At 71.3% G+C, this 22,908-nt stretch carries 25 protein-coding genes and 1 riboswitch; of the genes, 11 read left to right on the plus strand and 14 right to left on the minus strand.

Going from position 1 to position 22,908, the window contains the following annotated elements; translation table 11 throughout:
* The first annotated feature begins 2 nt into the window (after nt 1-2).
* Both tenA and ACIHEI_RS08075 read left to right on the plus strand, forming a co-directional pair.
* On the plus strand, nt 3-665 hold the full coding sequence (gene tenA, locus ACIHEI_RS08070; RefSeq protein ID WP_387640167.1) for a thiaminase II: 663 nt from the start codon (nt 3-5) through the stop codon (nt 663-665).
* 187 nt (nt 666-852) lie between these two features.
* Nucleotides 853-1,053, plus strand: coding sequence for a hypothetical protein (locus ACIHEI_RS08075; protein ID WP_392953065.1), 201 nt, complete (start codon nt 853-855; stop codon nt 1,051-1,053).
* Between the two features lie 12 nt (nt 1,054-1,065).
* Here the strand turns inward: ACIHEI_RS08075 and ACIHEI_RS08080 are convergent, their stop codons facing one another.
* From ACIHEI_RS08080 to ACIHEI_RS08110, 7 genes are all read right to left on the minus strand, one after another.
* A complete protein-coding gene (locus tag ACIHEI_RS08080) occupies nt 1,066-1,953 on the minus strand; it encodes an NAD-dependent epimerase/dehydratase family protein (protein ID WP_396606195.1) in 888 nt (295 codons plus the stop codon).
* 28 nt (nt 1,954-1,981) lie between these two features.
* A complete protein-coding gene (locus tag ACIHEI_RS08085; protein ID WP_396606042.1) occupies nt 1,982-3,061 on the minus strand; it encodes a cytochrome P450 in 1,080 nt (359 codons plus the stop codon).
* Nucleotides 3,058-4,533: a class I adenylate-forming enzyme family protein gene (locus ACIHEI_RS08090; protein ID WP_396606043.1), complete on the minus strand. Its 1,476-nt coding sequence runs from the start codon at nt 4,531-4,533 to the stop codon at nt 3,058-3,060. Before ACIHEI_RS08090 ends, ACIHEI_RS08085 begins: the two co-directional genes overlap by 4 nt.
* A 23-nt stretch (nt 4,534-4,556) precedes the next feature.
* On the minus strand, nt 4,557-5,297 hold the full coding sequence (locus ACIHEI_RS08095) for a glycosyltransferase family A protein (RefSeq protein WP_396606044.1): 741 nt from the start codon (nt 5,295-5,297) through the stop codon (nt 4,557-4,559).
* Entirely contained in the window at nt 5,294-6,301 is a 1,008-nt protein-coding gene (locus tag ACIHEI_RS08100; protein WP_396606045.1) for a 3-oxoacyl-ACP synthase III family protein, read from the minus strand. The genes ACIHEI_RS08095 and ACIHEI_RS08100 overlap by 4 nt, the downstream gene beginning before the upstream one ends.
* A gap of 141 nt (nt 6,302-6,442) precedes the next feature.
* The gene (locus tag ACIHEI_RS08105) at nt 6,443-7,939 is read right to left on the minus strand and encodes a flotillin family protein (RefSeq protein ID WP_396606046.1); all 1,497 of its coding nucleotides are present in this window, start codon (nt 7,937-7,939) and stop codon (nt 6,443-6,445) included.
* Nucleotides 7,940-8,123: 184 nt separating this feature from the next.
* The gene (locus ACIHEI_RS08110) at nt 8,124-8,324 is read right to left on the minus strand and encodes a hypothetical protein (RefSeq protein ID WP_387640186.1); all 201 of its coding nucleotides are present in this window, start codon (nt 8,322-8,324) and stop codon (nt 8,124-8,126) included.
* Nucleotides 8,325-8,472: 148 nt separating this feature from the next.
* A riboswitch (TPP riboswitch) is annotated at nt 8,473-8,606 on the plus strand.
* Here ACIHEI_RS08110 and thiC point away from each other — a divergent pair.
* The gene (thiC, locus tag ACIHEI_RS08115) at nt 8,602-10,398 is read left to right on the plus strand and encodes a phosphomethylpyrimidine synthase ThiC (protein WP_396606047.1); all 1,797 of its coding nucleotides are present in this window, start codon (nt 8,602-8,604) and stop codon (nt 10,396-10,398) included. It overlaps the preceding riboswitch by 5 nt.
* A 67-nt stretch (nt 10,399-10,465) precedes the next feature.
* On the opposite strand, the gene ACIHEI_RS08120 is transcribed toward thiC, so the two are convergent.
* From ACIHEI_RS08120 to ACIHEI_RS08130, 3 genes are all read right to left on the minus strand, one after another.
* On the minus strand, nt 10,466-10,795 hold the full coding sequence (locus ACIHEI_RS08120; RefSeq protein WP_396606048.1) for a hypothetical protein: 330 nt from the start codon (nt 10,793-10,795) through the stop codon (nt 10,466-10,468).
* Between the two features lie 347 nt (nt 10,796-11,142).
* On the minus strand, nt 11,143-11,763 hold the full coding sequence (locus tag ACIHEI_RS08125; RefSeq protein ID WP_396606049.1) for a DUF4276 family protein: 621 nt from the start codon (nt 11,761-11,763) through the stop codon (nt 11,143-11,145).
* 7 nt (nt 11,764-11,770) lie between these two features.
* Nucleotides 11,771-12,985: an AAA family ATPase gene (locus ACIHEI_RS08130; RefSeq protein WP_396606050.1), complete on the minus strand. Its 1,215-nt coding sequence runs from the start codon at nt 12,983-12,985 to the stop codon at nt 11,771-11,773.
* Nucleotides 12,986-13,434: 449 nt separating this feature from the next.
* Between ACIHEI_RS08130 and ACIHEI_RS08135 the strand changes: the two genes are divergently transcribed.
* The 3 genes from ACIHEI_RS08135 to ACIHEI_RS08145 all read left to right on the plus strand — a co-directional run bounded on the left by ACIHEI_RS08135 (nt 13,435) and on the right by ACIHEI_RS08145 (nt 15,321).
* Nucleotides 13,435-13,566: a hypothetical protein gene (locus tag ACIHEI_RS08135; RefSeq protein WP_396606200.1), complete on the plus strand. Its 132-nt coding sequence runs from the start codon at nt 13,435-13,437 to the stop codon at nt 13,564-13,566.
* A gap of 196 nt (nt 13,567-13,762) precedes the next feature.
* Nucleotides 13,763-14,293, plus strand: coding sequence for an RNA polymerase sigma factor (locus tag ACIHEI_RS08140; RefSeq protein WP_392953094.1), 531 nt, complete (start codon nt 13,763-13,765; stop codon nt 14,291-14,293).
* A complete protein-coding gene (locus ACIHEI_RS08145; protein ID WP_396606051.1) occupies nt 14,284-15,321 on the plus strand; it encodes a CU044_5270 family protein in 1,038 nt (345 codons plus the stop codon). The genes ACIHEI_RS08140 and ACIHEI_RS08145 overlap by 10 nt, the downstream gene beginning before the upstream one ends.
* Nucleotides 15,322-15,458: 137 nt before the next feature.
* On the opposite strand, the gene ACIHEI_RS08150 is transcribed toward ACIHEI_RS08145, so the two are convergent.
* The gene (locus ACIHEI_RS08150; RefSeq protein ID WP_387860195.1) at nt 15,459-15,884 is read right to left on the minus strand and encodes a nuclear transport factor 2 family protein; all 426 of its coding nucleotides are present in this window, start codon (nt 15,882-15,884) and stop codon (nt 15,459-15,461) included.
* A 110-nt stretch (nt 15,885-15,994) separates the two neighbouring features.
* Between ACIHEI_RS08150 and ACIHEI_RS08155 the strand changes: the two genes are divergently transcribed.
* The 4 genes from ACIHEI_RS08155 to ACIHEI_RS08170 all read left to right on the plus strand — a co-directional run bounded on the left by ACIHEI_RS08155 (nt 15,995) and on the right by ACIHEI_RS08170 (nt 17,824).
* Complete coding sequence (locus ACIHEI_RS08155; RefSeq protein ID WP_396606052.1) at nt 15,995-16,501, plus strand: hypothetical protein; 507 nt, start codon at nt 15,995-15,997, stop codon at nt 16,499-16,501.
* 94 nt (nt 16,502-16,595) lie between these two features.
* Entirely contained in the window at nt 16,596-17,141 is a 546-nt protein-coding gene (locus tag ACIHEI_RS08160; RefSeq protein WP_387860193.1) for a Uma2 family endonuclease, read from the plus strand.
* A gap of 60 nt (nt 17,142-17,201) precedes the next feature.
* Nucleotides 17,202-17,432: a FitA-like ribbon-helix-helix domain-containing protein gene (locus ACIHEI_RS08165; RefSeq protein ID WP_387640210.1), complete on the plus strand. Its 231-nt coding sequence runs from the start codon at nt 17,202-17,204 to the stop codon at nt 17,430-17,432.
* Nucleotides 17,429-17,824 (plus strand): type II toxin-antitoxin system VapC family toxin, encoded by a 396-nt coding sequence (locus ACIHEI_RS08170; RefSeq protein ID WP_387640213.1) that lies wholly within the window; start codon nt 17,429-17,431, stop codon nt 17,822-17,824. Before ACIHEI_RS08165 ends, ACIHEI_RS08170 begins: the two co-directional genes overlap by 4 nt.
* 8 nt (nt 17,825-17,832) lie before the next feature.
* Here ACIHEI_RS08170 and ACIHEI_RS08175 read toward each other — a convergent pair whose 3' ends face one another.
* Nucleotides 17,833-19,122 carry an MFS transporter gene (locus tag ACIHEI_RS08175; protein ID WP_396606053.1) on the minus strand — a complete coding sequence of 430 codons (1,290 nt, stop codon included), beginning with the start codon at nt 19,120-19,122 and terminating at the stop codon, nt 17,833-17,835.
* A 122-nt stretch (nt 19,123-19,244) separates the two neighbouring features.
* Here ACIHEI_RS08175 and ACIHEI_RS08180 point away from each other — a divergent pair, with 122 nt between their 5' ends.
* Complete coding sequence (locus tag ACIHEI_RS08180; RefSeq protein ID WP_396606054.1) at nt 19,245-20,246, plus strand: DUF5937 family protein; 1,002 nt, start codon at nt 19,245-19,247, stop codon at nt 20,244-20,246.
* Between the two features lie 126 nt (nt 20,247-20,372).
* Here ACIHEI_RS08180 and ACIHEI_RS08185 read toward each other — a convergent pair whose 3' ends face one another.
* Together ACIHEI_RS08185 and ACIHEI_RS08190 are read right to left on the minus strand one after the other, a co-directional pair.
* Nucleotides 20,373-21,596, minus strand: coding sequence for a hypothetical protein (locus tag ACIHEI_RS08185; protein ID WP_396606055.1), 1,224 nt, complete (start codon nt 21,594-21,596; stop codon nt 20,373-20,375).
* 127 nt (nt 21,597-21,723) lie between these two features.
* Complete coding sequence (locus ACIHEI_RS08190) at nt 21,724-22,857, minus strand: metallophosphoesterase (RefSeq protein WP_387640223.1); 1,134 nt, start codon at nt 22,855-22,857, stop codon at nt 21,724-21,726.
* Between the last annotated feature and the right edge of the window lie 51 nt (nt 22,858-22,908).

Below are 22,908 nucleotides of genomic sequence, written 5' to 3' on the forward strand. Positions count from 1 at the left end.
CTGTGAAACTCACCGACGAACTGTGGACGGCCATCGAGCCGATCTACGGCCGCATCCTCGACCACCCGTTCCTGGCCGGCCTGACCGACGGGACCCTGCCGCGCGCCGCGTTCCGCCACTTCGTCGTCCAGGACTCGCACTACCTGCGCGACTACGCCCGGGCACTCGCGGTGTGCGCCGCCAAGGCCCCCGGCGAGGACGAGGTGCTGGCCTTCGCCAACGACGCGGTCGGCGCCATCGCCGCCGAACAGGAGATGCACGCCGACTTCCTGCACGCCTTCGGCGAGGACGGCGCCGCCGCTGCCGCCGAACCCGTGCTCCCCACCACCCGCGCCTACACCAGCTACCTGCTCGCCACCGTCTACGGCGGCTCCTTCGCGGAGGCGCTCGGCGCGGTGCTGCCCTGCTACTGGATCTACGCCCGGGTCGGCGAGGAACTGCTGCGCCGCTCCTCCCCCGAACCGCTGTACGCCAAGTGGATCGCCGCCTACGGCGGGGAGGAGTTCCAGGCCGTGGTGCGCCGCGTCCTGGACCTCACCGACCGGATCGGCGAGGACCTCTCCGCGGCCGAACGGCGGCGCGTGGTCGAGCATTTCACCACCACCTCGCGGTACGAGTGGATGTTCTGGGACGCCGCCTGGCAGGGCGAGACCTGGCCGGTGTGACCCACTCGGTCTCCGGGCCCTGAGGGTTCTCCCGGGGCCCGCGTCAGGGGTCGATCTCCGGGTTCTCTCCGGGCCCGGAAGCCTCGTTTCGGCCTTCCGGGCGGCCTACGATCGAAGTGTCGAGATCGAGGGAGCGGGAACGCAGCCGGAACTACCGGCACCGACCCCGAGGGGAGAAGGTACGGACATGGCCGAGTTCTGGAAGTCGCTGCCCTCGTGGGTGCGCAACGTCGTCGTCCCGATCATCCTGCTGGTGATCGCCTGGAAGGTCTTCTGGACCATCGTGGGCACCGTGCTGGGAATCATCGGCTTCGCGGTCAACGTCCTGGTGCTGGTCGGCATCGCCGCGGCAGTGGTGATCCTGATCAAGAAGGCCGCAAGGAACTAGGGCCTGTCCGGCCTAGCACTGTCCGCCCAGTAGTTGGGCGAGATGGTGACCGAGGTCCCGGTCCGGGGTGAACCCCTGGAGCCGGGACTTCGTGGTGTCCAGCACCACCGGCCGGGCCAGCTGGTCCAGTGCGTAACCGGTCACGCCTTCGCGCCGGCCGATCGCCAACTGGGCGATGCGGTACGGGACATGGAGCAGCCGGGCGTTCCTGCCGTGGGCCGCCAGCACCCGGCGCAGCGCCTCGTCCCGCCGGTACGGGGCGGCGTCGGTGATGTTGTACGCGCCGGGCGGCCAGCCGGACGCCGCCAGGCAGGCCGCGGCCAGGTTCTCCACCGCCGTCAGGCTGAGCGGCACGTCCTTGCCGGGCAGCGCGAGCACGCCGCCGCGCACCGACGCCAGCAGCCGGGGCACCAGGTGCGGGTCCCCGGGCCCGTACACCGCGCGCGGGCGCAGCACCACCGCGCCTGCGGCGAGGGCGAGTTGGTCCGCCTCGGCCTTCGTCCGGCCGTACGCGTTCAGGTGGCCGCCGGTGGTCGGGTGCTGCTCGGTCACCGACGTCCGGTCCGGGCGCGGGTCGTAGACGCTGGCGCTGCTGACGAACACGAACGGGCGGCCGCCGGCCGCCGCCAGCAGGCGGGCCGTCGCCTCGACGTTGACGGTGCGCTGGAGCCGCTCCTGCGGGGAGCCCGGCGGGTGGTCGCCGACGGCGGCCGCGCAGTGGATCACCGCGTCGGCGCCGGACAGGTCGGGAACGTCGGCGGCGGTGGCGTCCCAGGGCAGGTGGGTGCCGTGCCGGGCCGGACGGCGGCCGAGGGTCAGCACCCGGTGGCCGCGGGCGGTGGCGAGGGCGGCCAGGTGGGCGCCGCAGAAGCCGGTGGCGCCGGTCAGGGCGAGGGTCATCGGGGGCACGGGGCGGCTCCGGGCGGGGTCAGCCGGGTCGGCGGGCTGGGGTCGTTCCCAGCAGGCAGCTGCGGTAGGACGGCAGGGCGCTGCGGGGGTTCGCGGTGGTGCGCAGGACACGGGGGCGGTGCGGGGCCAACGCCGCGAGCAGGTCGGCGAGTTGGGCGCGGGCCAAGGCAGCGCCCGGGCAGGCGTGGCGGCCCAGGCCGAACGGGGCCTGGGCGGCGAGCGCGGGGTCGCCGGTGGGGGTGTCGCGGTGGGCTTCGGCGGCGTGCCGGGCGACCAGCAGCAGGCGGTCGCCCCGGCGGACGGGGTGGCCGAGGACGGTGGCGTTGGCGGCGGCCGCCCGGGGCAGGACGGGGGAGGCGGCGGTCAGCCGGAGCAGTTCGGCGGCCAGCGCCGGGGCGTCGGCGGCGGCCTGCTCCCACCGGTCGACGCGGGCGCACCAGGCGGCGGCGCGGGGCAGTGCGGCCAGTGTGGTGTTGACGGCGGCGACCGCGAGCATCGCGTCCCGGGGGTCGGGCAGCAGTGCGGTCAGCTGCCCGGCGGCCCGGCGGGCCCGGCGTTCGGCGCCCGGGCGGGGCAGCAGCGTGGGCAGGTGGGCGCGGGCGGTGGTGGCGGCGGCCCGTTCGGCGGCGGCGGCCAGCGCGAGCGGGTCGGCGGTGCTGCCGGTGAGGGCGACGGCGGTGGCGCCGGCCAGCCGGCGGACCACCGGGACCAGGTCGACCGGTCCGGCGGCCAGCTCGGCCTCGAGCCCGGCCAGTACGGGCTGCCAGTGCGGGCGCAGCGCGGCGATCCCGTCGGAGCCCAGCAGGTTGGCCAACTCGCGCCGGGAGCCCCGGTGTTCGGGGCCGCTCTGGTCGAACAGCAGGCCACCGCCGGTGAGCCGGGCCGCGGTGCCGCCGGTGGTGTGTTCGGCGGTGCGGTCCAGCGGCACCCGGGTGAGGATCTCCCGGTAGGCCTCCGGGTGGTGGACCAGCACCGTCCGGCCCAGCCGCAGCACGGGGCGGCGCCGGGTGGCCGCGAGCAGCGCGAACAGCACGGGGTGGCTGCGCAGGTAGACCGTGCGGTCGGCGGCGCGGGCGGTCAGTCGGTGTGGTCGCCTCAACGTGCCCGCCCCGCCCGCCCGTTGGCCAGCCGCGAGGCGCAGTAGCGGGCGGCCGCCGCCCGGTCGGGCTTGCGGGAGCGGCCGGTGAGGGGGACGGGGCCGAGCAGCAGGGCGTCGGGGCGGGCGGAGCCCATCCGGGCCAGGGGGTCGCGCAGGGCGGTGCGCAGGCGGTGCGGGTCGGCGCCGGGGCGGGGCTGGACGAGGGCGATCAGGCGTTCGTCGCCGTCGGGGTCGGGGATGCCGACGAGCACGGCGAGTTCGACGTCCGGGAGGTGCAGCGAGGGCTCGTACAGGCCGGGGTAGATGTTCTCGGCGCGGCGCAGCACCATGTCCTTGAGCCGTCCGGCCAGCACGATCCGGCCGCGCGGATCGAGCGTCGCGCGGTCGCCGGTGCGCACCCACGGGTCGGGGTCCTCGCCGAGGTAGCGGTCGCGGGCGGCGGGGGCGGCGAGCAGCAGTTCGCCGTCGTCGGCGAGCCGGGTGCGGACGCCCGGGAGGGGGTGGCCGAGGAGGTCGCCGGGGCCCTGGTGGGCGCGCTTGTCGCTCTCCTCGACGGCTGCCGCGGGGAAGAGTTCGGTGAGCGCGTACACGCCCCAGGCCTCGGTGGCGCCCGCGTTCTTGGCGCGGCGCAGCAGGGCGGCGTCGGCGGGGGCGGAGCCGGTCCAGACGCGGCCGGTGAGGTGGGTGAGGGGTCGCAGTTGCGGGGGCGTCAGGTAGGTCTCTTCGGGGGCGAGGCGGTCGATCTGGCGTTGCAGAACGCGACTTCGGCGAGCGGGGAGGGCGACGGTGGCGCCCGCGGCGAGGGCGGGGATCAGGACGAAGGTGGTGCCGCCGAGCACGGTGCGGCCGGGGCGGGGTCGGACCAGGGCGTCCACGGCGCGCATTCCGGCGTCGAGCGAGGCTCGGGTGTGGACGACGGCGCGCGGGGCGGAGGTGGTGCCGGAGGTGAACACGATCACCGCGTCGCCGTCCCCGTCGTACGGGGCCGGGGGCGGACCTGGGTGTTCGCCGAGGGCGCGGGCGCAGCCCGGGTGGCGGGGGCCGACGGTGGCCACCGGGGCGAGGGCGTGCAGCGGAGGCAGTTCCAGCCGGGCGCGGCGGGCCAGCGGCCGGGCCCAGCCGGCGACGGCCTGCGCGGCGGCGTCGGCCAGGATCAGCGCGGGCGGGGCGAGCGCGAGCCGGGAGCGCAGTACGTCCGGCCCGGCGCCCGGGTCGAGGACGGCGACCCGCAGTCCGAGGCGGTGCGCGGCGAGCAGCACGGCCAGCCCGCGCGGCCCCGGGCGGACGGCGACTCCGAGGGTGTCGCCCGGCCGCAGACCGTGCCGGTGGTGCAGGGCGGCGGCCAACTGATCTGTCGCGTTGGCCAGTTCGGCGCCGCGGGCGAGGACGCGCGGGGCGCCGCCGCGGGTCGTGCCGAGCAGGACCGGGCGGGAGCCGGCGTCGCGCAGGGTGCGGTCGAGCTGGTCGAGCATCGGAACTCCTTCGGCGGTGGGGGTCAGCGGACGTCGACCGAGCGGTGTCCGGCGCCGCGTTCGAGGTACCAGCGGGCGGTGCCGCGCAGGCCGTAGGCGCGGATCCGGCGGGTGGAGTTCTGCACCACCATGTCGGGGCGGTGCACGATCGCGGTACTGACCCGGCGGACCTGGTTGATGAAGGCGCGGTCGGTGGGGGACGGGCGCCGGGGCATGCCGCCGGACTCGAGGTAGAGCCCGGCGGTGATGGCCATGTTGTTGCCGGCGTGCATCCGGTACGGCGTCAGGTACCCGTGTCGGCGGCGGTGCGCGGGGCGGATCCGGCCGAAGAACGCGCCGAGCGCGACCAGGACGCGGAACACGGTGCGCCCCACCGGGCCGTGCTCGTCGCGGCGGGCGGTGACCTTGCCGCAGACCAGGCCGCCGCAGCCGAGCATCCCGGCCCGGGCGGCCGCCGTCCAGCCCGGTTCGGGCAGGCAGTCGGCGTCGGTGCGGGCCAGCAGGGTGGCGCCGTGGTCGATGGCGTACCGGAAGCCGGTGTCGACGGCGCAGCCCACGCCCTTGGCCGGTTCGACCAACAGCCTTACCGGGAACGGGGCTTGATCGGCGAACGCCCGTACCTGCGCGCAGGTGTCGTCGGTGGAGCCGTTGTCGACCACCAGCAGGGTGAAGTCCAGGTCGCGCTGGCCGGCCAGGGCGCGCAGGGTGCCGCCGATCCTGGCCGCCTCCTGGTAGGCGGGGACGAGCACCCAGAGTGCCGTCACGACTTCTCCCAGACCATCGTCATCAGGCTGACCCCGCCGCCCAGGCCGACCATCAGGACCCGCTCACCAGGCTCCAACTCGCCAATTGTCCGGTCGAGTTGGACGCCGATGGTGGCCGAGGCCAGGTTGCCGAGCTCGGGCACGGTGACCACCAGCTTGTCGGCGGGCACCCCCGTCAGCTCCACGAACCGCTCCAGGTACGGCAGCGTGACCTGGTGCACCAGCACCCGGGCGTAGGCGTCCCAGCCGAAGCCGGTGCGGGTCGCCACCCGGGTCAGGATGTCCGCCCCGATCCGCTCGAAAACCCCGCGCAACTCCTTGCCGCCGCCCCGGAAGTAGCTCCACTCGTCGCCGCGCGGGTGCCGCGAGCCGCCGCCCGGGATGCCGCCGACCTCCCAGTGCTCGGACGCCGTCTCGGTCTCGATGTCGAGGATGCCGCCGCGCTCCACCCGCTCCACCACCACGGCCGCCCCGCCGTCGCCGAAGGTGTAGCCCGCGAAGCCGTCGCGGAACTCCGCCAGACCGGACGGGTCGCGGCGCATCGCCCGGCTCGGCGTCTCCCCCGTCACCACCAGCGCCCGGCTGGCCCGGCCGGCCAGGATCATCGCGCGGGCGGTGTCGATGCCGTTCAGGAAGCTGTTGCAGGCGTTGGAGACGTCCAACGCGTGGGCGCGGGAGCCGAGTTCGGCCTGCACCAGGTGCGCGGTGGCGGGCTCGCAGACGTCCCGCGAGGCGGACGCGAACAGCAGCAGGTCGATGTCCCCGGGCCCGATCCCGCGCGCCGCGAGCGCCCGGCGGGCCGCGCCCAGCCCGAGCGTGGAGGCGTACTCGTCGTCGCGCGCGAAGTGCCGGGTGCGGATGCCGGTCGCCTTCTCGAACATGCCGTCGGGCAGCGGCAGCCCGGCGCCGGCGGCCACCTCGTCCTGCAACTGCCGTGAGGTGACGGCCTGTTGGGGCAGGTACGAGCCGGTCGCGGTGATGCCGATACGAGGCAGGAGGTCCATGGCTCGATGCTGGCGCGGGCCCGGCGCGCGGGCGTGAGTACGGGTACTCACCCGGGGCTGAGATGTGTGGAGGGCGGGCATGGGGCCGCCCGGGGAGGTTGTTCCCTCGCCCGGGCGGAACTCAGCTGTCGCTGAGGTGAGTTACTTGCTGTCGGCCTCGATCGGGATGACCTGCGCCGGAGCGGCGGCGGCCGGGGCAGCGGCCTTGGCAGCCTCCGCGTTCTCAGCCGCCGGGGACATCGCCGTGAGCAGCTGGCGGGCCAGGCCGAGGCCGGTCCCGCCCATGGTGAGCGCCTTGGCGAACATCTCGGACATGCCCTCGGCGCCGTTCAGCAGCACCATGTGCTCGACGTTGCCGAACGCGTCCGCGCCGGCCCGGACGATGGCCGGCCAGTTCTCGGCGAGCTGCTGGGCGACCACCGCCTCCTGGTTCTCGGCCAGCGCCGCGGCGCGGGCCTTGATGCCCTCGGCCTCGGCCAGGCCCTGCGCCCGGGTGGCCTCCGCCTCGGCGAGACCCTTCGCCCGGGCCGCCTCCGCCTCGGCCAGACCCTTGGCGGCCTCGGCGGCGGCCTGCGCCTCACCGGTGGCCCGGGTGGCCTCGGCCGCGGCCAGACCGCGGGCCTTGGTGGCCTCGGCCTCGGCCGCGGCGGCGACCTTGACCCGGTTCGCCTCGGCGGCGGTCTTCAGCTCGGTCTCCCGGGACAGTGCCTCGGCGGCGGAGATCCGGGCGTCACGGTCGGCCTCGGCCTTGGTGCGGGTCTCGTACGCGCGGGCGTCGGCCGGCTTGCGGACGTCCGCCTGCAGCTGCTGCTCCTTGCGGTGCGCCTCCAGCTCGGCGACCTTGGTCTCCTGGACCACGACCTCCTGCCGGGCGGCGGCCTGCGCGAGCGGGCCGGCCTGCAGCGCACGAGCCGCGGCGGTGTCCATCTCGGCCTGGTAACCGGCCTGCTGGATGCCGGAGTTGCGGGTTGCCTCGGCCTTGCGGGCGAACGCCTCCTGCTCGGCCTCGGTGGCCCGTCGGTCCGCCTCGGCGGCGGCGATCCGGGCGTCGCGCTGGACGGCCGCGGCGTGCGGCGCGGCCAGGTTGGTGATGTACCCGGTCGGGTCCAGGATCTCCTGGATCTGCAGCGAGTCGATGATCAGACCGAGCTTCTCCATCTCGATGCCCGAGGCGGAGCGGGTCTCACCGGTGAGCCGCTCGCGGTCGCGGATCATGTCCTCGACCGTCAGCCCACCGACGATGGACCGCAGGTGGCCGGCGAACACGTTGTGCACCCGCTGGCCCATCATCTTCTGCTGGTCCAGGAAACGCCGGGCGGCGTTGGCGATCGACACCGGGTCGTCGCCCACCTTGAAGATCACAACGCCCTTGACGTGCACGGGAATTCCCTGCGACGTCACGCACTCCACGTCCAGCGCGGCCTCGTTCAGGTCCAGCGAGAGCCGGCGCACCGCCTGGACGCCCGGCACCACGAAGGTGCCCCGCCCGGTCACCACGCGGAAGCCCAGACCCTCGCCGTGCTTGGAACCCGAGATCACCAGCGCCTCGTTGGGTTCCGCCACGCGCCACATCAGCTTGAAAAGAACGATCAGCAGAACGAGGCCTGCGACGGCGCCGCCTGCGATGCCGACCAACATCGGCAATCCCCCCTTAGGAGCACACCGGTCCCGTGCTGCGCTTGGGTCGTGCAGAACTGGCGCGGAAACCGGTGGCAGCCGCATTCTCCGCCGTTCCGGATCAGGGGGGAAGGGTCTGGACCGTGGGAACTCTCACTGTCTCAAAAGTGTTGCGGCAGGTTTGTGGAGGCCGTCTGACGTGCAATCAAAAGGGCTCCACGTACACCGTGCGCGGTGGCTGATATTCGACCACCACCACCATGGTGCCCGGCTGCAGCGGCTCGCCCGGTGTGGCGCGGTACGCCAGGAACGCCTCGGTGCCCAGCCGTTCGGGCACGTGCACCATCACCTCGCCGACCAGGCCCGCGCCGATCCGCCCTGTCACCCGCCCCGTCAGTCCGATCACCTGCACGATTCTCCCACCTCGTACGTGGCGTGAACAGCGCGGGCCCACGCGGGAGTTGCCCGCCGGGGGAGGGCCGGGCGCGGGAGTGCGCCCTGGACCGGCGCCGTGACGTGCCCTACGGTGAGGAACCGAACGCAGGCGGACGACGCCTGCGCGGAACGGGAGCTCGGAGCACCGGGCTGAGAGGGCGCTGACGGTACGCGGGCCCGCGTACCACCTGCTGCGCCGACCGCAGGAACCTGACCGGGTAATGCCGGCGTAGGGAGTTGAAGGTCCGATGACCGCATTTTCCGAGTACCCGTCTGCCCGCGAGTCGGCCGCCACCGGGTACCCCACCCCCGCCTGGCGCAAGGCCTACCGCCAAGGCAGCCGCCCCGACCTGCGGGTCCCCTACCGCGAGGTCCACCTCACCGACGGCCGCACCGTCCCGCTGTACGACACCTCCGGCCCGTACACCGACCCCGACCTGCCCACCGACGTCCGCCGCGGACTGCCCGCCCTGCGCGACGGATGGATTCGGCAGCGCGGCGACGTCGAGGAGTACCAGGGCCGCGAGGCCCGCCCCGAGGACGACGGCATCAAGCACACCGCGCCGCGCGGCGGCGACCTGCGCAACCTGGACGCCGTCTTCCCCGGCCGCCCACGCCGCCCGCTGCGCGCCAGGGACGGCGAATCCGTCACCCAACTCGCCTACGCCAAGCGCGGGTTGATCACACCCGAGATGGAGTTCGTGGCGCTCCGGGAAGGCCTCGAACCGGAGTTCGTCCGCGAGCAGGTGGCCCGCGGACGCGCCGTCATCCCGGTCAACGTGAACCACCCCGAGAGCGAACCGGCCATCATCGGCACCGACTTCCTGGTGAAGATCAACGCCAACATCGGCAACTCCGCCGTCACCTCCTCCATCGAGGAGGAGGTGGAGAAGATGACCTGGGCCACCCGCTGGGGCGCCGACACCGTCATGGACCTCTCCACCGGCCGCAACATCCACACCACCCGCGAGTGGATCCTGCGCAACTCCCCCGTCCCGATCGGCACCGTCCCGCTCTACCAGGCACTGGAGAAGGTCGACGGCCGGGCCGAGGAACTCAGCTGGGAGGTCTACCGGGACACCGTCCTCGAACAGTGCGAGCAGGGCGTCGACTACATGACCGTGCACGCCGGCGTCCTGCTCCGGTACGTGCCGCTCACCGCCCGCCGCAAGACCGGCATCGTCTCGCGCGGCGGCTCCATCATGGCCGCCTGGTGCCTGGCCCACCACCAGGAGAACTTCCTCTACACGCACTTCGAGGAACTCTGCGAGCTGCTGCGCGCCTACGACGTCACCTTCTCGCTCGGTGACGGCCTGCGGCCCGGCTCCATCGCCGACGCCAACGACGAGGCCCAGTTCGCCGAACTCACCACCCTCGGCGAGCTCGGCCGGATCGCCCGCGCCAAGGACGTCCAGGTGATGATCGAAGGCCCCGGACACGTCCCGATGCACAAGATCCGCGAGAACATGGACCTGCAGAAGGAGATCTGCGACGAGGCCCCGTTCTACACGCTCGGCCCGCTCACCACCGACGTCGCACCCGGCTACGACCACATCACCTCCGGCATCGGCGCCGCGATGATCGCCTGGTGGGGCACCGCGATGCTCTGCTACGTCACCCCCAAGGAACACCTCGGCCTGCCCAACCGCGACGACGTCAAGACCGGCGTCATCACCTACAAGATCGCCGCCCACGCCGCCGACCTCGCCAAGGGCCACCCCGGCGCCCAGGCCTGGGACGACGCCCTCTCCGACGCCCGCTTCGAATTCCGCTGGGAGGACCAGTTCAACCTGGCCCTCGACCCCGAGACCGCCCGCGAATTCCACGACGAGACCCTCCCCGCCGAGCCCGCCAAAACCGCGCACTTCTGCTCCATGTGCGGCCCGAAGTTCTGCTCGATGAAGATCAGCAAATCCATCAATGAGAAGTTCGGCGGCGGCGAGGCCTCGCGGGAGTACGACGAGGCCGCCGTCGAGGGCATGAAGGCCATGTCCGAGGAGTTCAAAGCCCAGGGGAACAAGGTCTACCTGCCGATGGCGGACTGACGCCCTTGATCGTACGGCTGGCTGTGACCGGGATCCCGGACACAGCCAGCCGGCGGTTGTCGGGCAGTCAGACACTGACGGCTGACGAGATGTCCCCGTCGGTTGGCTGGTCCTGGGCGGCCCCTTGAAGGAAGTCGTACTCCCGGGCGTAGAACTCGCCGGCCTCCTGGATCTCCGGGTCCCTGCTTCTCAGTGCCCGGTCGGTGAGTTCACACAGCAGTGGCCACGCTTGGATGCGCGCGAGAAGGCCGCCGAGGCGCCAGTACTCGTACTCGTCCTCGCTGTCCAGGTGTTGCCGGACCAGCGGCGCCAGCTCGGGAATCAGACTGTGGTTGGCGAGATGCTCGATCGCCTCGCAGGCCCATCCATGGGTTCGGTCCGAGACAGCCAGGCTCACCAGTTCCGGTAGAAGAGTCAGCGTGTCGTTGGAGAACCCGTCGAGATAGCGCAGCGCGGATGTCTAGTCCCAGCCATGCTCTCGGAGTGCGTGTCGCAGAACACCGGCTCGGTCGGTGGCCTTCTGGTAGAACTCGGCCTGCACGCGATGAAGCTCTGGACGAGCCGCAATAACAGTGGCCCAGAGTTCTTGATCGGACGGAGTAGTCACAGGTCTGCCTATGACTCGGGCTCGACTGCGGAAACGGTGGACGAACGCTTGGGTGGACGCCCGTCAAGGAGGACGGTCTGTATCTGATGATGCCCCACAAGACTGACCATGCGCGAGATCAATTGCAGCCCATACACTCAGATCAGCATTCTGAATGCTTCGCAGAAATGTCGAAAGCTGGGTGATCCATTGATATCAGGCTGCATGAGCGGTGCAACCGCTCGAGCAAGCTCCATCTTTCGTAGCCCGCCAGCGAAGTATCCGTAATCCTGGAGAAGTTTCTCAAGCCTCTCCCAGGTGCCGCCCTTGATGGAATCGGGCTCTCGATATTGCGATTTCTTCTCGAAAGCCTTCGGCAGCCTTGGATAGGCCGCACGGAGGGCATCCGGATCTCCGAGTATCCAGGCTTCGATCTCCTCGCAAGCAATTCTGGCCTTAACGTGTCCCCCGGCAGCAGGCTCCGCCCCGACGAGCATGTTCAAACCGTCCACCTTGCCGACCATCTCAATCAGTCGGCTCTTCAGGGCCAGGCAGTCATCGTCGTCGCGATCAACGAGAATCAGAAATCTAATATTGCCCGCCGCTGCCCAGCTCGCGTATCCAGAAAGGCGCTGTGGAAGCTTTCGAAGCAAGTCATCCTTTCCTTGGAATACGCGAAGCTCGTAATCCCTTCCCTGCTGCGCGCCCGGAGTCATGATTGGGGCGAGATTCTGAATCAGAGCCTCTGCGCTTGGCTCTTCGAGAAGAATTTCCAGCATCGGCCCATCACCGCGCCAGCGCTGGACTCAAAGGGTCTCCATGGTTGAAGTACCCTTCCATCCAGAGATCGCCTAGCAGCGCCCCAGAGTCGACGTGGGAGCGAACGGCCTGGCTATCTGACGCGCGAAACGCCTTCGTGTATCCGGTTTGGTCGCGATAGAGAACTCGAAGCTCGTTCGGCCTGATGCCATTGACAAGAAACGGCGAGTGAGTCGATACGAATACCTGGCCCCGCTCGGCGGCAGCTCGACATTCTTCAGCCAGCTCGACCAGAAGGCGAGGGTGCAGGTGATTCTCGGGCTCTTCGATTCCGATGAGACTGGGCGGCTCCGGATCGTAAAGTGCAATTAGATAGGAAAGCATCTTCAATGTCCCGTCAGATGCCCATCGTGACTGTACGGGATCGGCAAACGGCGCATCTTTAACCTGCAAAAGAAGCCTGCCATCATCTAGTGGACGGGTTTTCACTTCCTGTAGCTGAGGCACGCGAGCAGCGAGGATCCGGAGAATCTCCTTGAGACGCTCCGGATGTTGCTCGTCCAGGTATTGCATCACATTGGGAAGGTTGTCGCCGGTCCTCGAAAGTCGCTCCTGGGGGCCGGACTCAGGTGTTCCACGCGCATCATCAGCGGAGATGTATGAAAGGTACCACCCCGTGATGAATTGCCGGAGAGCATTGACGCGAGGGTGCGCGGCCAGCTGACCCAGGGTACTAACCGCGAGAAGATCCGGTGAAGTCAATCTTTCTGCGACTCGCCTGTCCTGTTCCTCTGGGGTCTCGCCGGCGATGACTGTCCCCTCGCCGTACTTGAAGTCAAGAAATGTGTACGGCTTGCCATACTGCTTTCCTCGGCGCCACTTCAGCGACTCCGATGCAACTACTGGACCTTTAGCTCCATCTTCGATCGCAAGGTGATAGGTGATCGGCGTCAGACCTGGCTCGCGATACTTGATTTCGAACTCGACGGCTCCCGACGAGCCGCGTGACCTGATTTCCCGCCCGCGTCCACGGCGGTCCCATGCGCGACGGAGTCCATCATCGAAGCATTCTGACAGAAAGGCGAATACATCGAAGAGGGTGGATTTACCGCTGCCGTTTGGCCCGGCGAATACAGTCAGGGGCGTGATCTCCGTCAGCTCCAAGTCGCGAAGGACCCGATAGTTGCGCACCCGCAGACTCTCGATCCGGGCGAGTCCATGCTGCGCGGTGGTAGCTGCCATCGATGAGTTCCATTCGCCAGAGAGACGGCTGGTTCGGTTGTTAGCGGCCCGGCCTTGGCTAAGAGCTCAGTCGCGGCTGGGGCGGACGTACTCACTCTAGTCACTTGCCGACGGGCACGGTGATGGTTTCGACTACGGCAGGCAGTTTGGATCGCTTATGGCCGGACCGGACCCATGCTCTGTCAAGGTTGTGTTGGACCGGAGTTGGACAGCCTTGATGCGCGCCCGCCAGCCGGCCCAGCCCAGGTCTCTGCCGCGGTAAGTGCGCGGCGACCGCCCGGTACGTGTCGACGCCTTCAAGCGCCACAGCACAACGTCTCGGGTCGTACGGTCAGCGGCAGGTTGGGTACCTGGAAGCGTAACTGGTGGTCGATGTGGGACGCACCGATCGTGGGAGATGGCACTTGTGGGCAGCCACATATGCGGGCTTCAGGCCGAAGTTCTGCTCGATGAAGATCAGCCGGCAGATCCGCGACCAGCACGGCACGGGCCTCGATGCTGCCGCCGAGGCCGGCATGGCCGAGAAGTCCGCCGAGTTCGCCGCCCGCGGCAACCGGGTCTACCTGCCCTTGGCGGACTGACACCGCGCAGGACGGGCGCTGCCCGGGAGAGCCTCGACGGCTGCCCCGGGTGGCGCCCTTTCCGCGTTCCGGGAGCGCCTCGGCGGCCCGTGCGACCCGTCGGAGCCCGGCCCCGGGCAAATCTTCCGATCGACCTGTAAGAAGTGCGGGCCGAATCGCACAGACAGGGCATCAAATGCCTAACTGGGGAGCGCGGGTGAGCGGTGATGCGGAGGAGTTCCGTGCGCTGTACACGGCCCACTACGTGGCGGTGTTGCGGTATGCCTGGCGAAGGGTCGGAGCCGAAGCCGCCCCTGACATAGCCGGTGAGGTGTTCGCCGCCGTATGGCAAGGGTTCGACCGAGTGCCCCGGGGCCGGCCGTTGCCCTGGCTGTACGCGATCGCCCGCAACATGGTGGCCGGCCATCACCGCGCCCGGGCGCGCGCCGACCACTTGCACGCCCTGGCCACCGCCGCCGATGACCTGTCGGCGCGCGACGTGGGGGTCCAGGTTTCCGAACAGGACGCGGTCCGCCGGGGTTGGGCCGCGCTCAGCGAGAACGATCGGGAACTGCTGGCGCTGATCGGCTGGGAAGGGCTGTCCATCACCGAGGCGGCAGCCGCCCTCGGGTGCTCCCCCGCCACCTGCTCGGTGCGGCTGCACCGTGCCCGTGCGCGGCTGCGCCGCCGGCTCGCCCAGCAACCCGTTGTGAGCGACCACGACAAGGAGGACATGCCATGCGTGTGACCCGAGAGGTGCGTAGCCTCATGCGGCCGGCAGACCCGGCCGGGACCGAAGTGGACCTGGAGCGGGCCGAACGGGAGCTTCGACGCATCACGGCCCACCCCCCGCTCTTCACGGGTGTGCCCCGCAGGACCGCCCGACGGCCCCGCCGGCTGGTGATCACGGCTCCGCTCCTCGCGGCCGCCGTGGTCGCGGCAGTCATCGTCGTCGGCACCGACCCCGACGAGACCGGGCCGGCACCTGTCGTCGCTCTCCACACCGGCACGACCGCCGACGCGATCGGCCTGCTGGACCGGATCTCCTACGCGGCCGCCGAGAAGCCCGACCTGTCGGTCGGGGACGGGAAGTACGTCTACGTCGAGAGCAAGGTCGCCTTCACGAGGACCAGCGGTGGACCGGGCACCGGTTCCCCGTGGGCGTGGTCGATGCAGCAGCCGCACACCCGCCAGGTCTGGTTGTCGGTCGACGGGAGCCGACCCGGACTGCTCCGTGAGGACGTGCCGAAGAGCCTGTGGGACAAGATGCTCCACGGCGACGGTCGGCACGACCTCGCGCCGAACCCTGCGCCGAGTGTGAACGCGCCCACCTACCGCTACCTCGAATCCCTGCCGACGGATCCGACGGCCCTCCTGCAGCGCATCCACGCGGAGACCGGCGGCATGGGCACAAGCCCTGATCAGGAGGCGTTCACGGCGATCGGCGACCTGGCGAGCGAGTCCCTGCTCCCCCCGAAGCTCGCCGCCGCCCTGTACCGGGCGGCACAGCAGATCCCGGGCGTGGTGCTCGCCACGGACGTGGCGGATGCCCTCGGCCGTCACGGTGTCGCCGTAGCCCGCCTGGATCCGGTGACCGGCAGCCGGACGGAATGGATCTTCGACGAAACCACTCTGGACTTCCTCGGCGAGAGGAGCGTGCAGGTGAACCGGACCGCGGACAGCCCGGAGCCCGGCACCCTGCTGGCCACCACAGCCGTGCAGACACGCGCCGTGGTCGACCGGGCCGGGACCACCCCGGCGGCCGAGGCCAGCTGAGGGCCGTAGCAGGCAGACGCTGCTCGGGGCGAGATCGCCGCTTCCCCGCGCAGCGTCCTGGCATCAAGGAAGGCAGGTCTCCCGCCCCCGGCGGGCGGCTGCCCGAGCTGTAGCCGACAGCACCCCGAGGCGTGGCGTCACTTCCCGCTGTCGCCGAAGACCATGCGGTGGCCGCGGGCCGTGTCCATGTACTCGCGGACGCGGTGGATCAGGCCGTCGCGGAGCTCGAAGACCAGGCAGTAGTCGTTGGCGTAGTGATTGCCGTTGGCGAGCGTCGCGGTCATGGTCTCCTCGACGACGACCCGGTCGCCGTCCGCGTGGAACCCGCGGAACGCGACGTCCACGTCCCGGACGAACAGGCGGCCGAAGTCCTCGGCGAGGAACCGGGCGATCGCAGCCCTGCCGATCATGTGGCTGGGGCAGTCCAGTGCGACGGCCGTCGCGTTCCCGGCCGGCGCCAGCCACTCGGCGTCCTCGGTGAAGACGGCGGAGATCCGGTCCGCGTCGTGGCTGGCGAACGCCTTCCACGCGTGCTGAACGATGTCGCGGCTGCGTTGAGACATGACCGCGAGGCTAGGCGGCCGCGCGCGGCGGGACCGGCGGATTTCGGACATGGTCACCCGGCGGGCAGGGCCGGTGTCTCGCTGCCCAACTGCCCTGCCATCATGGGCGGATGCTGCGCACCGAAGCGGACCTGATCGCTCTTCTCCGCCGGCTGGACGCCCCGGAGTCGCCGGAGTTCCCGCCCGGCTACGACCACAGGGCGACCAGGGCGCTCTTCGACCGCCTGGTGGAGCGGCTGGAAGCCGACTTCGCCGCCCCGTGCTGGGCCGACCGGCACGTGCAGGACGCCAGTCTGCACGGAAGGGTGGAGATACCGGCGAGTGCGACCAAGCTCGGCGAGCAGATCGTCGTCTCGGTGAGCAACTTCGGATCGATGGCGGTGATCGCTGCCGAGAACCCCGGCGTCCACACCGACACCGCCGAGGCAGTCGAGGAGGGAGCGCTCGCCCCCGCCGACCTGGAAGCGGTCGAACGGGCGCTCACCGAACTCGGTTACGTCGTACTCCCGGAGGAGCTGCTCACGCGACCGTACGACGGGGTGAACGAGGGATTCGCTTCGTACTACGGGGACGGTCTCCCCTGTGAGTGGTGGATCCGCTACTTCGACTACCTCTGACCGTGCTCGGCGGCCCGGGGACTCGTCGGCCGTCGCGAGGGCCGACCGGCCGGTAGCGTGGTGACGGCTCGCGATGCGCACTCCTGGAGGACGGATGAACCCCGACCATCTCGCCTTGATCGACGAGTTCCGCAGGTCGGCGCCGTCCAACTTCAAGATCGAGTTCTCGGGTGACGTCATCATCATGCAGGCGTCACCCTCTGCGATCCACGAGCGGAACCTCGCCGTCGTCCGCCGCCAGTTCGAGGCACACGCGCCGGTCGGGTATCTCTCCACCGGGAACATGGACCTGGTGTCGCCCCAGGTGACCAAGCTGCGGAACCCGGACCTGACGTACCTTCCGGAGGCCGCCATGGCCACCACGGCGAACCAGGTTCCGGCCGACCTCGCCCTCATCGCGGTGGAGATCGTCTCGCCGTCGAACCCGGAGAACGACTGGGTCGGGAAACTCCGCGACTATCCGCTGATGCAGATTCCGATGTACCTGCTGGTGGACGCCTCACAGAAGACTGTCACCCTCTTCCGCGAACCCGAGGCCGGCCGCTACCGGATGCGGGAGGACGCCGCCTTCGGCGAAACCGTCCACATTCCCACACCCTTCGGTTTCACCCTCGACACCACCGTCCTGCTGCCGTACTGAGGCCCGTTGCACCCCATGGTGTTATCTGCATTCTGCAGACATCCGAACTAGAATGCAGGCATGACAGCCCTCACGATCCGGGATGTCCCGGACGACCAGATCCAGACCCTGAAGGTTCGTGCGGCCCAGGCCGGGAAGTCGCTCCAGGCCTACATGCAGGAGCTGATCGCCCGAGAGGCGTCCAAGCCGACCATGGCCGAGATGATGGAGCGCCTGAACCGGGAGACCACCGCCGACGTCAGCGCCGCGGATGTCCTCGCCGTGATCGATGAGGGGCGGGTCGGGCGTTGATCGTCATTGACTGCTCCGCTCTGGTCGTGGTTCTGACAGCCCACGGCCCCGATGGCGAACTTGTCCGCGGCCGGGTGGCATCAGCTGCGGAGGTATACGCGCCGACCCTGCTGGACTACGAGATCCAGTCGGCCCTGCTCGGCATGCAGCGAGGCGGCAAGCTGACCGAGAGGGAGACGGAGAGGGCTGTTGCCGCGTACCGGATGCTTCCTCTCGCCAAGCGGGAGACGCTGCCCTTCTGGGACCGGGTGAGGAAGCTGCACGCCAACCTCAGCGCCTACGACTCGCAATACGTCGCCCTGGCGGAAGCCCTGGGCGTGCCCTTGATCACCTGTGACGCCAGGATCGGCCGCAGCGGTGCTGCGAAGTGCGAGATCGAGGTCTACGGCTAGGACCATCGTCACCGATGGGTGGCGGCGGGCCCCGGCAGCTCGCGTCGGGTGCGCAGCGGGGAGCGGAAGACCGGGACCCAGACGGTGGCCAGCACCGCCGTCGCGAGCCACAACGTCGTTCGGACGGAGGTGAGTTCGGCCAGCAGGCCGGCCAGGGCGGCGCCGAGGGCGAGGGAACCGGTGAGCAGGACGCGCATGGTGGCGTTCATCCGGCCGAGCAGGTGGTCCGGGGTCACGCTCTGACGGAAGCTCACCGTGATCACGTTGTCGATGCCGATCTTGCAGGTGATGACCAGCCAGGCACCGGTCGCGAGCCAGAGCGCGGCGCCCCGTCCGGCCAGCGCCGGCAGCACTCCGCACGGCGCGACCGCCAGGCCCATCAGCCACAGCACCCGTCCCGCGCCGAAGCGGCGGGCCAGCCGGCGGGCCGCGACCGAACCGATGAACACGCCGAGCCCGCCGACCGCGAAGAACAGGCCGACGACACCGGCGGACAGCCCGAGTTCATCGACGAACAGCACCGGCAGCATCGTCTGGTACAGCTGGATCGACAGGTTCGTGCCCGCCCCGGCGAGCGCCACGGCCCGCAGGACCGGGTGGCCGAACACGAAACGCAGGCCCTCGCGGATCTCACCGCCGAGCCGCCCGTCGCGTCGCTCCCGCGGGGACGGCTCCGGCCGCCGGATCCGCAGCAGCAGGAGCGCCGAGACCAGGTAGCTCGCCATGTCCACCACGATCACCACCGGGGCGGACAGCGCCGCCACCAGGAAGCCGCCCGCGCTGCGCCCGCCGATCTGGGTGAGGGCGTCCACCGTCACCAGGTGGGCGTTGGCCTCGGTGAGCCGGTTGCGGCCGACCAGTTCGGGCAGTTGGCTCAGCGCGGCCACGTCGAAGAACACCGTGGCCGCGCCGGACAGCAGGACCACCGCGTACAACTGATGGATCGTCAAGCAGCCGAACAGCCAGGCGAGCGGCACCGATCCGAGCAGCGCGGCCCTGGCCAGATCGGCGGCGATCATCGTGGGCCGCTTGCGGATCCGGTCCACCCAGGCCCCGGCCGGCAGTCCGATCAGCAGGAACGCGAGGGTGCTCAGCGTCGCCAGCAGCCCGACCTGTCCGGGGGAGCTGTGCAGCGCCAGCAGGGCGGTCAGGGGGATCGCCAGCGAACTCACCGCGGTGCCGAGCTTGCTCGCCACCGCGGCGCCGAGGAGCAGCCGGAAGCCGGGGTTTCGCAGGGCCGACGGATCCGGGTCGGACGGCGGGGCGGTCGGCGCGGGGCCGAGGCGGGAGCTGGTCATGGAGCGAGGTTCCCGGCGGGGCCGGGCGGCGGGCGAGGAATTTAGGCTGCACTGAATCCTGCGGGGCCGACGACCGCGACCACCACCGCAGCCATGACCTGCCACCGCGAAAGGGCGCGCACATGCTGGATGTGACCTTCTCCGTCCGCGACCTGGCCCGTACCCGGTTCGCCCTCTCACCGCTGTGGGAAGTGGTGGCCGGCGTAAGGGTGTTGAAGCATCCCGCCGAACACCCGTTGCACCGCCCGTGGAGCACCCGGGCGCACCGCCGCCTCGCCGATTCAGGGCTGGACTGGCGCCTGCTCGCCGACCTGGTCCCCGACCCGCCCCGGCTGATCCCGGCCTTCCTCGCGCCGCCGCCCACCACCTCCGTCCCCGACCTGCGGCTCGAGCTCTCCGTCCTGCGCGCCACCCCGCCCGAACTGGTCCGCTCGGGCCTCGACGGCCCGCGCGCGCCGCGCTCGGAACGGATCGACCGGCTGCGGGCCGAACCGCGGCGCGGACTGGCCGAACTCGCCGAACTGATCGACGCCTACTGGGAGATCGCCCTCGCGCCGCACTGGCCCCGGATCCGCGCGCTGCTCGAGGGCGACATCCTGCACCGCGCCCGGCTGTTCGCCGAACACGGCGCGGACCGGCTGCTGGGCGACCTCGGGACGGACATCACCTGGGACGAGAACACCCTCTACGTCGGCCACCGTCACACCCGGGGCACCGGCCACCTCGCCGGACGCGGCCTGCTGCTCGTCCCGTCGGTGTTCGTCTGGCCCCGGGTGTTCTCGCTCATCACCCCGAACTGGCAACCGACCCTGCGCTATCCCCCGCGCGCCGTGGCCACCCTCTGGGAACGCCGCACCGCCCTCCCCGACCCCCTCGCCGCCGTCCTCGGCCCGACCCGCGCCCGCCTCCTCGCCGAACTCGACACCCCGGCCTCCACCACCGCCCTCGCCGACCGCACCGCCCTCACCCCCGGTGCCGTCTCCCAGCACCTCACCGCCCTCCGGAACGCCGGCCTGCTCGCCGCCCACCGCACCGGCCGCTACGTGCTGTACAGCCGCACCGAAGCGGCGGAAATCCTGCTGGCCGCGGCGGCAGGCGGTCAGGGTCGGGGCACTTCCCTTTGACCGGCCCTTGGCGGGCGCGGCATCGCTGTATTCAAGGTAGATGTCGGCCTTGCCGAGGCCCGGGCGATCGCGGCGGTGCTGCCGGGCGAACCCGCCGCCGCCCGCCTCTGCTCCCGGCCGCTTCGGTCAGCCCCCGTCCCGCTCGGGGGCCTCGGTCTCGCCGCGGTCGCCCGTCAGACCGCCCGGTCCGGGGCTGGTGAAGTCGGGCGAGGTGTAGCGCGGTCGGCCGTCCGCGTCCGCGAGGCGCTCGGGTCCGGGGCTGGTGAACCGCGGTCCGTCGCCGCGTTTGCGCCCTTGATCGTCCGTCAGGCCCTCCGGTCCGGGGCTGGCGAAGTCGGGGCTGCTGTGGCCCGGCCCGGTGAATCCGGCCGGTCGCGGCGCGCCCTGATCGCCCGTCAGGCCGCGCCGCCCGGGGCTGGTGAAGTCGGGCGCGGTGTAGCGCGGCCCGTCGGGGCGCGGCCGGCCGTCGGCGTCGGTGAGCTGCTCGGGTCCGGGGCTGGTGAAGCGCGGTCCGTCGGTGCGCTTGCGCCCCTGATCGTCGGTGAGGCCCTCCGGGCCGGGGCTGGTGAAGTCGGGGCTGCTGTGCCCGGGGCCCGTGAACCCGGCCGGGCGCGGCCGGCGCTGATCGTCCGTCAGCCCTTCGGGCCCGGGGCTGGTGAAGCCCGGGCTGCCGTACCCGGCCCGGCTGTAGCCGGGGCTGAGCAGGTCGGGCGGCGCGGTCCGGGCGCGCGGGACGCCGGTGTCGGGGGTCGCGAGGTGGTGGGCGAGCAGCCAGGGCAGCAGGGCGCGGTCGCGCAGCGCGGTGTGCCAGGCGGCCCGGGCCGCGGCCAGCTCGGCCTGCTGGTACGGGTCGGCGCCGAGGGCCCGGGCGGCGCCGCGGCGCGCGGTGAGGACCAGCCCGGCGCCGCCGATCAGCAGCGCGGCGGCGGCGACGGCCAGCGCGAGCAGCCCGGCGGTGACGGCGGCGCGCCCGAACGCCAGCCCGGGCGCGGTGACCCGCAGCAGCCAGCCGAGCACCAGCAGGATCAGCCCGGTCGACCCGGCCAGCAGCGGCGTCAGCACCGTCAGCGCGGGGAGCAGCCCAGCGCCGACGATTGGCGGCGCGCTGTCCGGGCGCTGCTCGGCGGCCGCGGCGGCGGCGCGCAGTTCCAGGTAGCGGGCGTACTCGGCGGCGGCGGGCGCGGCGACGGTTTCGGCGTCCGCGAGGGCCCTGGTGTAGAGCTGTTCGGTGTTGAGGTGCACGCCGGGCTCGGCCAGGGCCTGCCGGACGGCGGGGTCGCGCAGCGCTTCGTCGAGCAGCCGGCCGAAGTCGGCGCGGTCCTCGGCGAGCAGGCGCGGCGGGTGGCTCATGGGTACCCCGTTCCGCGAGGTGGACGGAAGGTCACTGGCCTCGATGGTAGGCGTGCGCGGGAGCGCGCCGACAGGCTCTTTCCGGAACTTCGGCGCGCCCAGTTCCCTTGCGCCATCGAGCAGTTGTTCAGTTCAGCGGCAGTTGTGCGACCAGCAGCCGGCCGTCCATGGTGACGCCGCCGTCCATCGCGATGGCCAGTTCGTCGGCGTAGATGTACGGGCCGGGCACGTGCGGCGGGACGCCGTCCTCGGGGTGGTCGCCGGTCAGGTAGGGGATCGGGCTGTGGCCGTGCACCACCCGGTAGCCGCCGTACATGGCGAGCAGTTCCTGCGCGGCCATGGTGCCGGCCTGGCCGCGGAACGCGAACCGCTTGGTGAACTTGCGGAAGGCGTCCCACCATTCGTCGATGCCCTCGTCGGCGAGCAGCGCGTGCACGGCGTCGTTGACGTCGGCGATGGTCTCGCCGTACTCCAGGTACGCGGTGGTGTCGGAGTGCAGCAGCAGGTGGCCGTCCTCCAGCGCCATCGCGGGCAGCCGGGACAGCCAGCTGATGTGGTGCGGCTGCAGGCGCTCCAGGTCGTGCTGCTGGCCGCCGTTGAGCCGCCAGGCGGCGAGGAACGAGGCGGTGCCGGCGGTGGACTGGACGGCCTCGTCGCCGTAGCGGGCGGCGCCCAGGAAGAGCAGTTCGTGATTGCCCATCAGGGCCCGGCAGTAGCCGCCGGCCGCGGCCGCCTCGGCGGCCAGCTGCATCACCAGGTCGATGACGCCGATGCCGTCCGGGCCGCGGTCGGTGAAGTCGCCGAGGAACCAGATCCGGGAGCGCCCGGCCGACCAGTGGCCGTCGGCGTCGATCAGGCCCTGCTGGTGCAGCGCGGCGAGCAGTTCGTCGAGGTAGCCGTGCACGTCGCCGATGACGAACAGCGGGCCGGGGCCCTCGCCGGGTTCGGGCTGCGGGTACGGGAAGTGCACCTCGACGGGGGGCACCGCCTCGATCGGCGGGCCGAGTTCGATGGTCGGCGGGTCCTCGTGCGCGTAGTGCCCGGGTGCCTGCGGGGCGGCTTCGCCGAACTGCCCGGCGGGGGCCCAGTGCTGCTCCAGGTAGTGGGCGCCGCCGTAGGTGCTGTGGGTGTCCTCGTACTGGTAGCCGGCGGGTTCGGCCGGCTCGAACCAGGAGCCTTGGGGGAGCACGTCGAGGTCCTGGCGGGAGCGGATGCCCGAGTGCGGGTGCTCGGGTTCGCGGAAGAGGTCCTCGGGTGTCATTCGCCCATCATAGGAAGCGCACTCTCCCGCCGTCCTCACCTGGTCGGTATC

Origin of the sequence: Kitasatospora sp. NPDC051984, from assembly GCF_044593455.1 — a bacterium.
Lineage (GTDB): Bacteria > Actinomycetota > Actinomycetes > Streptomycetales > Streptomycetaceae > Kitasatospora.

Excerpts from the sequence above, each read along its gene's own strand:
- ACIHEI_RS08075 (WP_392953065.1), top strand. The coding sequence starts at position 853 with ATGGCCGAGTTCTGGAAGTCGCTGCCCTCGTGGGTGCGCAACGTCGTC.
- ACIHEI_RS08080 (WP_396606195.1), bottom strand. The coding sequence starts at position 1,953 with ATGACCCTCGCCCTGACCGGCGCCACCGGCTTCTGCGGCGCCCACCTG.
- ACIHEI_RS08090 (WP_396606043.1), bottom strand. The coding sequence starts at position 4,533 with ATGCTCGACCAGCTCGACCGCACCCTGCGCGACGCCGGCTCCCGCCCG.
- ACIHEI_RS08100 (WP_396606045.1), bottom strand. The coding sequence starts at position 6,301 with ATGGACCTCCTGCCTCGTATCGGCATCACCGCGACCGGCTCGTACCTG.
- ACIHEI_RS08105 (WP_396606046.1), bottom strand. The coding sequence starts at position 7,939 with ATGTTGGTCGGCATCGCAGGCGGCGCCGTCGCAGGCCTCGTTCTGCTG.
- thiC (WP_396606047.1), top strand. The coding sequence starts at position 8,602 with ATGACCGCATTTTCCGAGTACCCGTCTGCCCGCGAGTCGGCCGCCACC.
- ACIHEI_RS08125 (WP_396606049.1), bottom strand. The coding sequence starts at position 11,763 with ATGCTGGAAATTCTTCTCGAAGAGCCAAGCGCAGAGGCTCTGATTCAG.
- ACIHEI_RS08130 (WP_396606050.1), bottom strand. The coding sequence starts at position 12,985 with ATGGCAGCTACCACCGCGCAGCATGGACTCGCCCGGATCGAGAGTCTG.
- ACIHEI_RS08135 (WP_396606200.1), top strand. The coding sequence starts at position 13,435 with ATGAAGATCAGCCGGCAGATCCGCGACCAGCACGGCACGGGCCTCGAT.
- ACIHEI_RS08145 (WP_396606051.1), top strand. The coding sequence starts at position 14,284 with ATGCGTGTGACCCGAGAGGTGCGTAGCCTCATGCGGCCGGCAGACCCG.
- ACIHEI_RS08150 (WP_387860195.1), bottom strand. The coding sequence starts at position 15,884 with ATGTCTCAACGCAGCCGCGACATCGTTCAGCACGCGTGGAAGGCGTTC.
- ACIHEI_RS08155 (WP_396606052.1), top strand. The coding sequence starts at position 15,995 with ATGCTGCGCACCGAAGCGGACCTGATCGCTCTTCTCCGCCGGCTGGAC.
- ACIHEI_RS08160 (WP_387860193.1), top strand. The coding sequence starts at position 16,596 with ATGAACCCCGACCATCTCGCCTTGATCGACGAGTTCCGCAGGTCGGCG.
- ACIHEI_RS08165 (WP_387640210.1), top strand. The coding sequence starts at position 17,202 with ATGACAGCCCTCACGATCCGGGATGTCCCGGACGACCAGATCCAGACC.
- ACIHEI_RS08175 (WP_396606053.1), bottom strand. The coding sequence starts at position 19,122 with ATGACCAGCTCCCGCCTCGGCCCCGCGCCGACCGCCCCGCCGTCCGAC.
- ACIHEI_RS08180 (WP_396606054.1), top strand. The coding sequence starts at position 19,245 with ATGCTGGATGTGACCTTCTCCGTCCGCGACCTGGCCCGTACCCGGTTC.
- ACIHEI_RS08185 (WP_396606055.1), bottom strand. The coding sequence starts at position 21,596 with ATGAGCCACCCGCCGCGCCTGCTCGCCGAGGACCGCGCCGACTTCGGC.
- ACIHEI_RS08190 (WP_387640223.1), bottom strand. The coding sequence starts at position 22,857 with ATGACACCCGAGGACCTCTTCCGCGAACCCGAGCACCCGCACTCGGGC.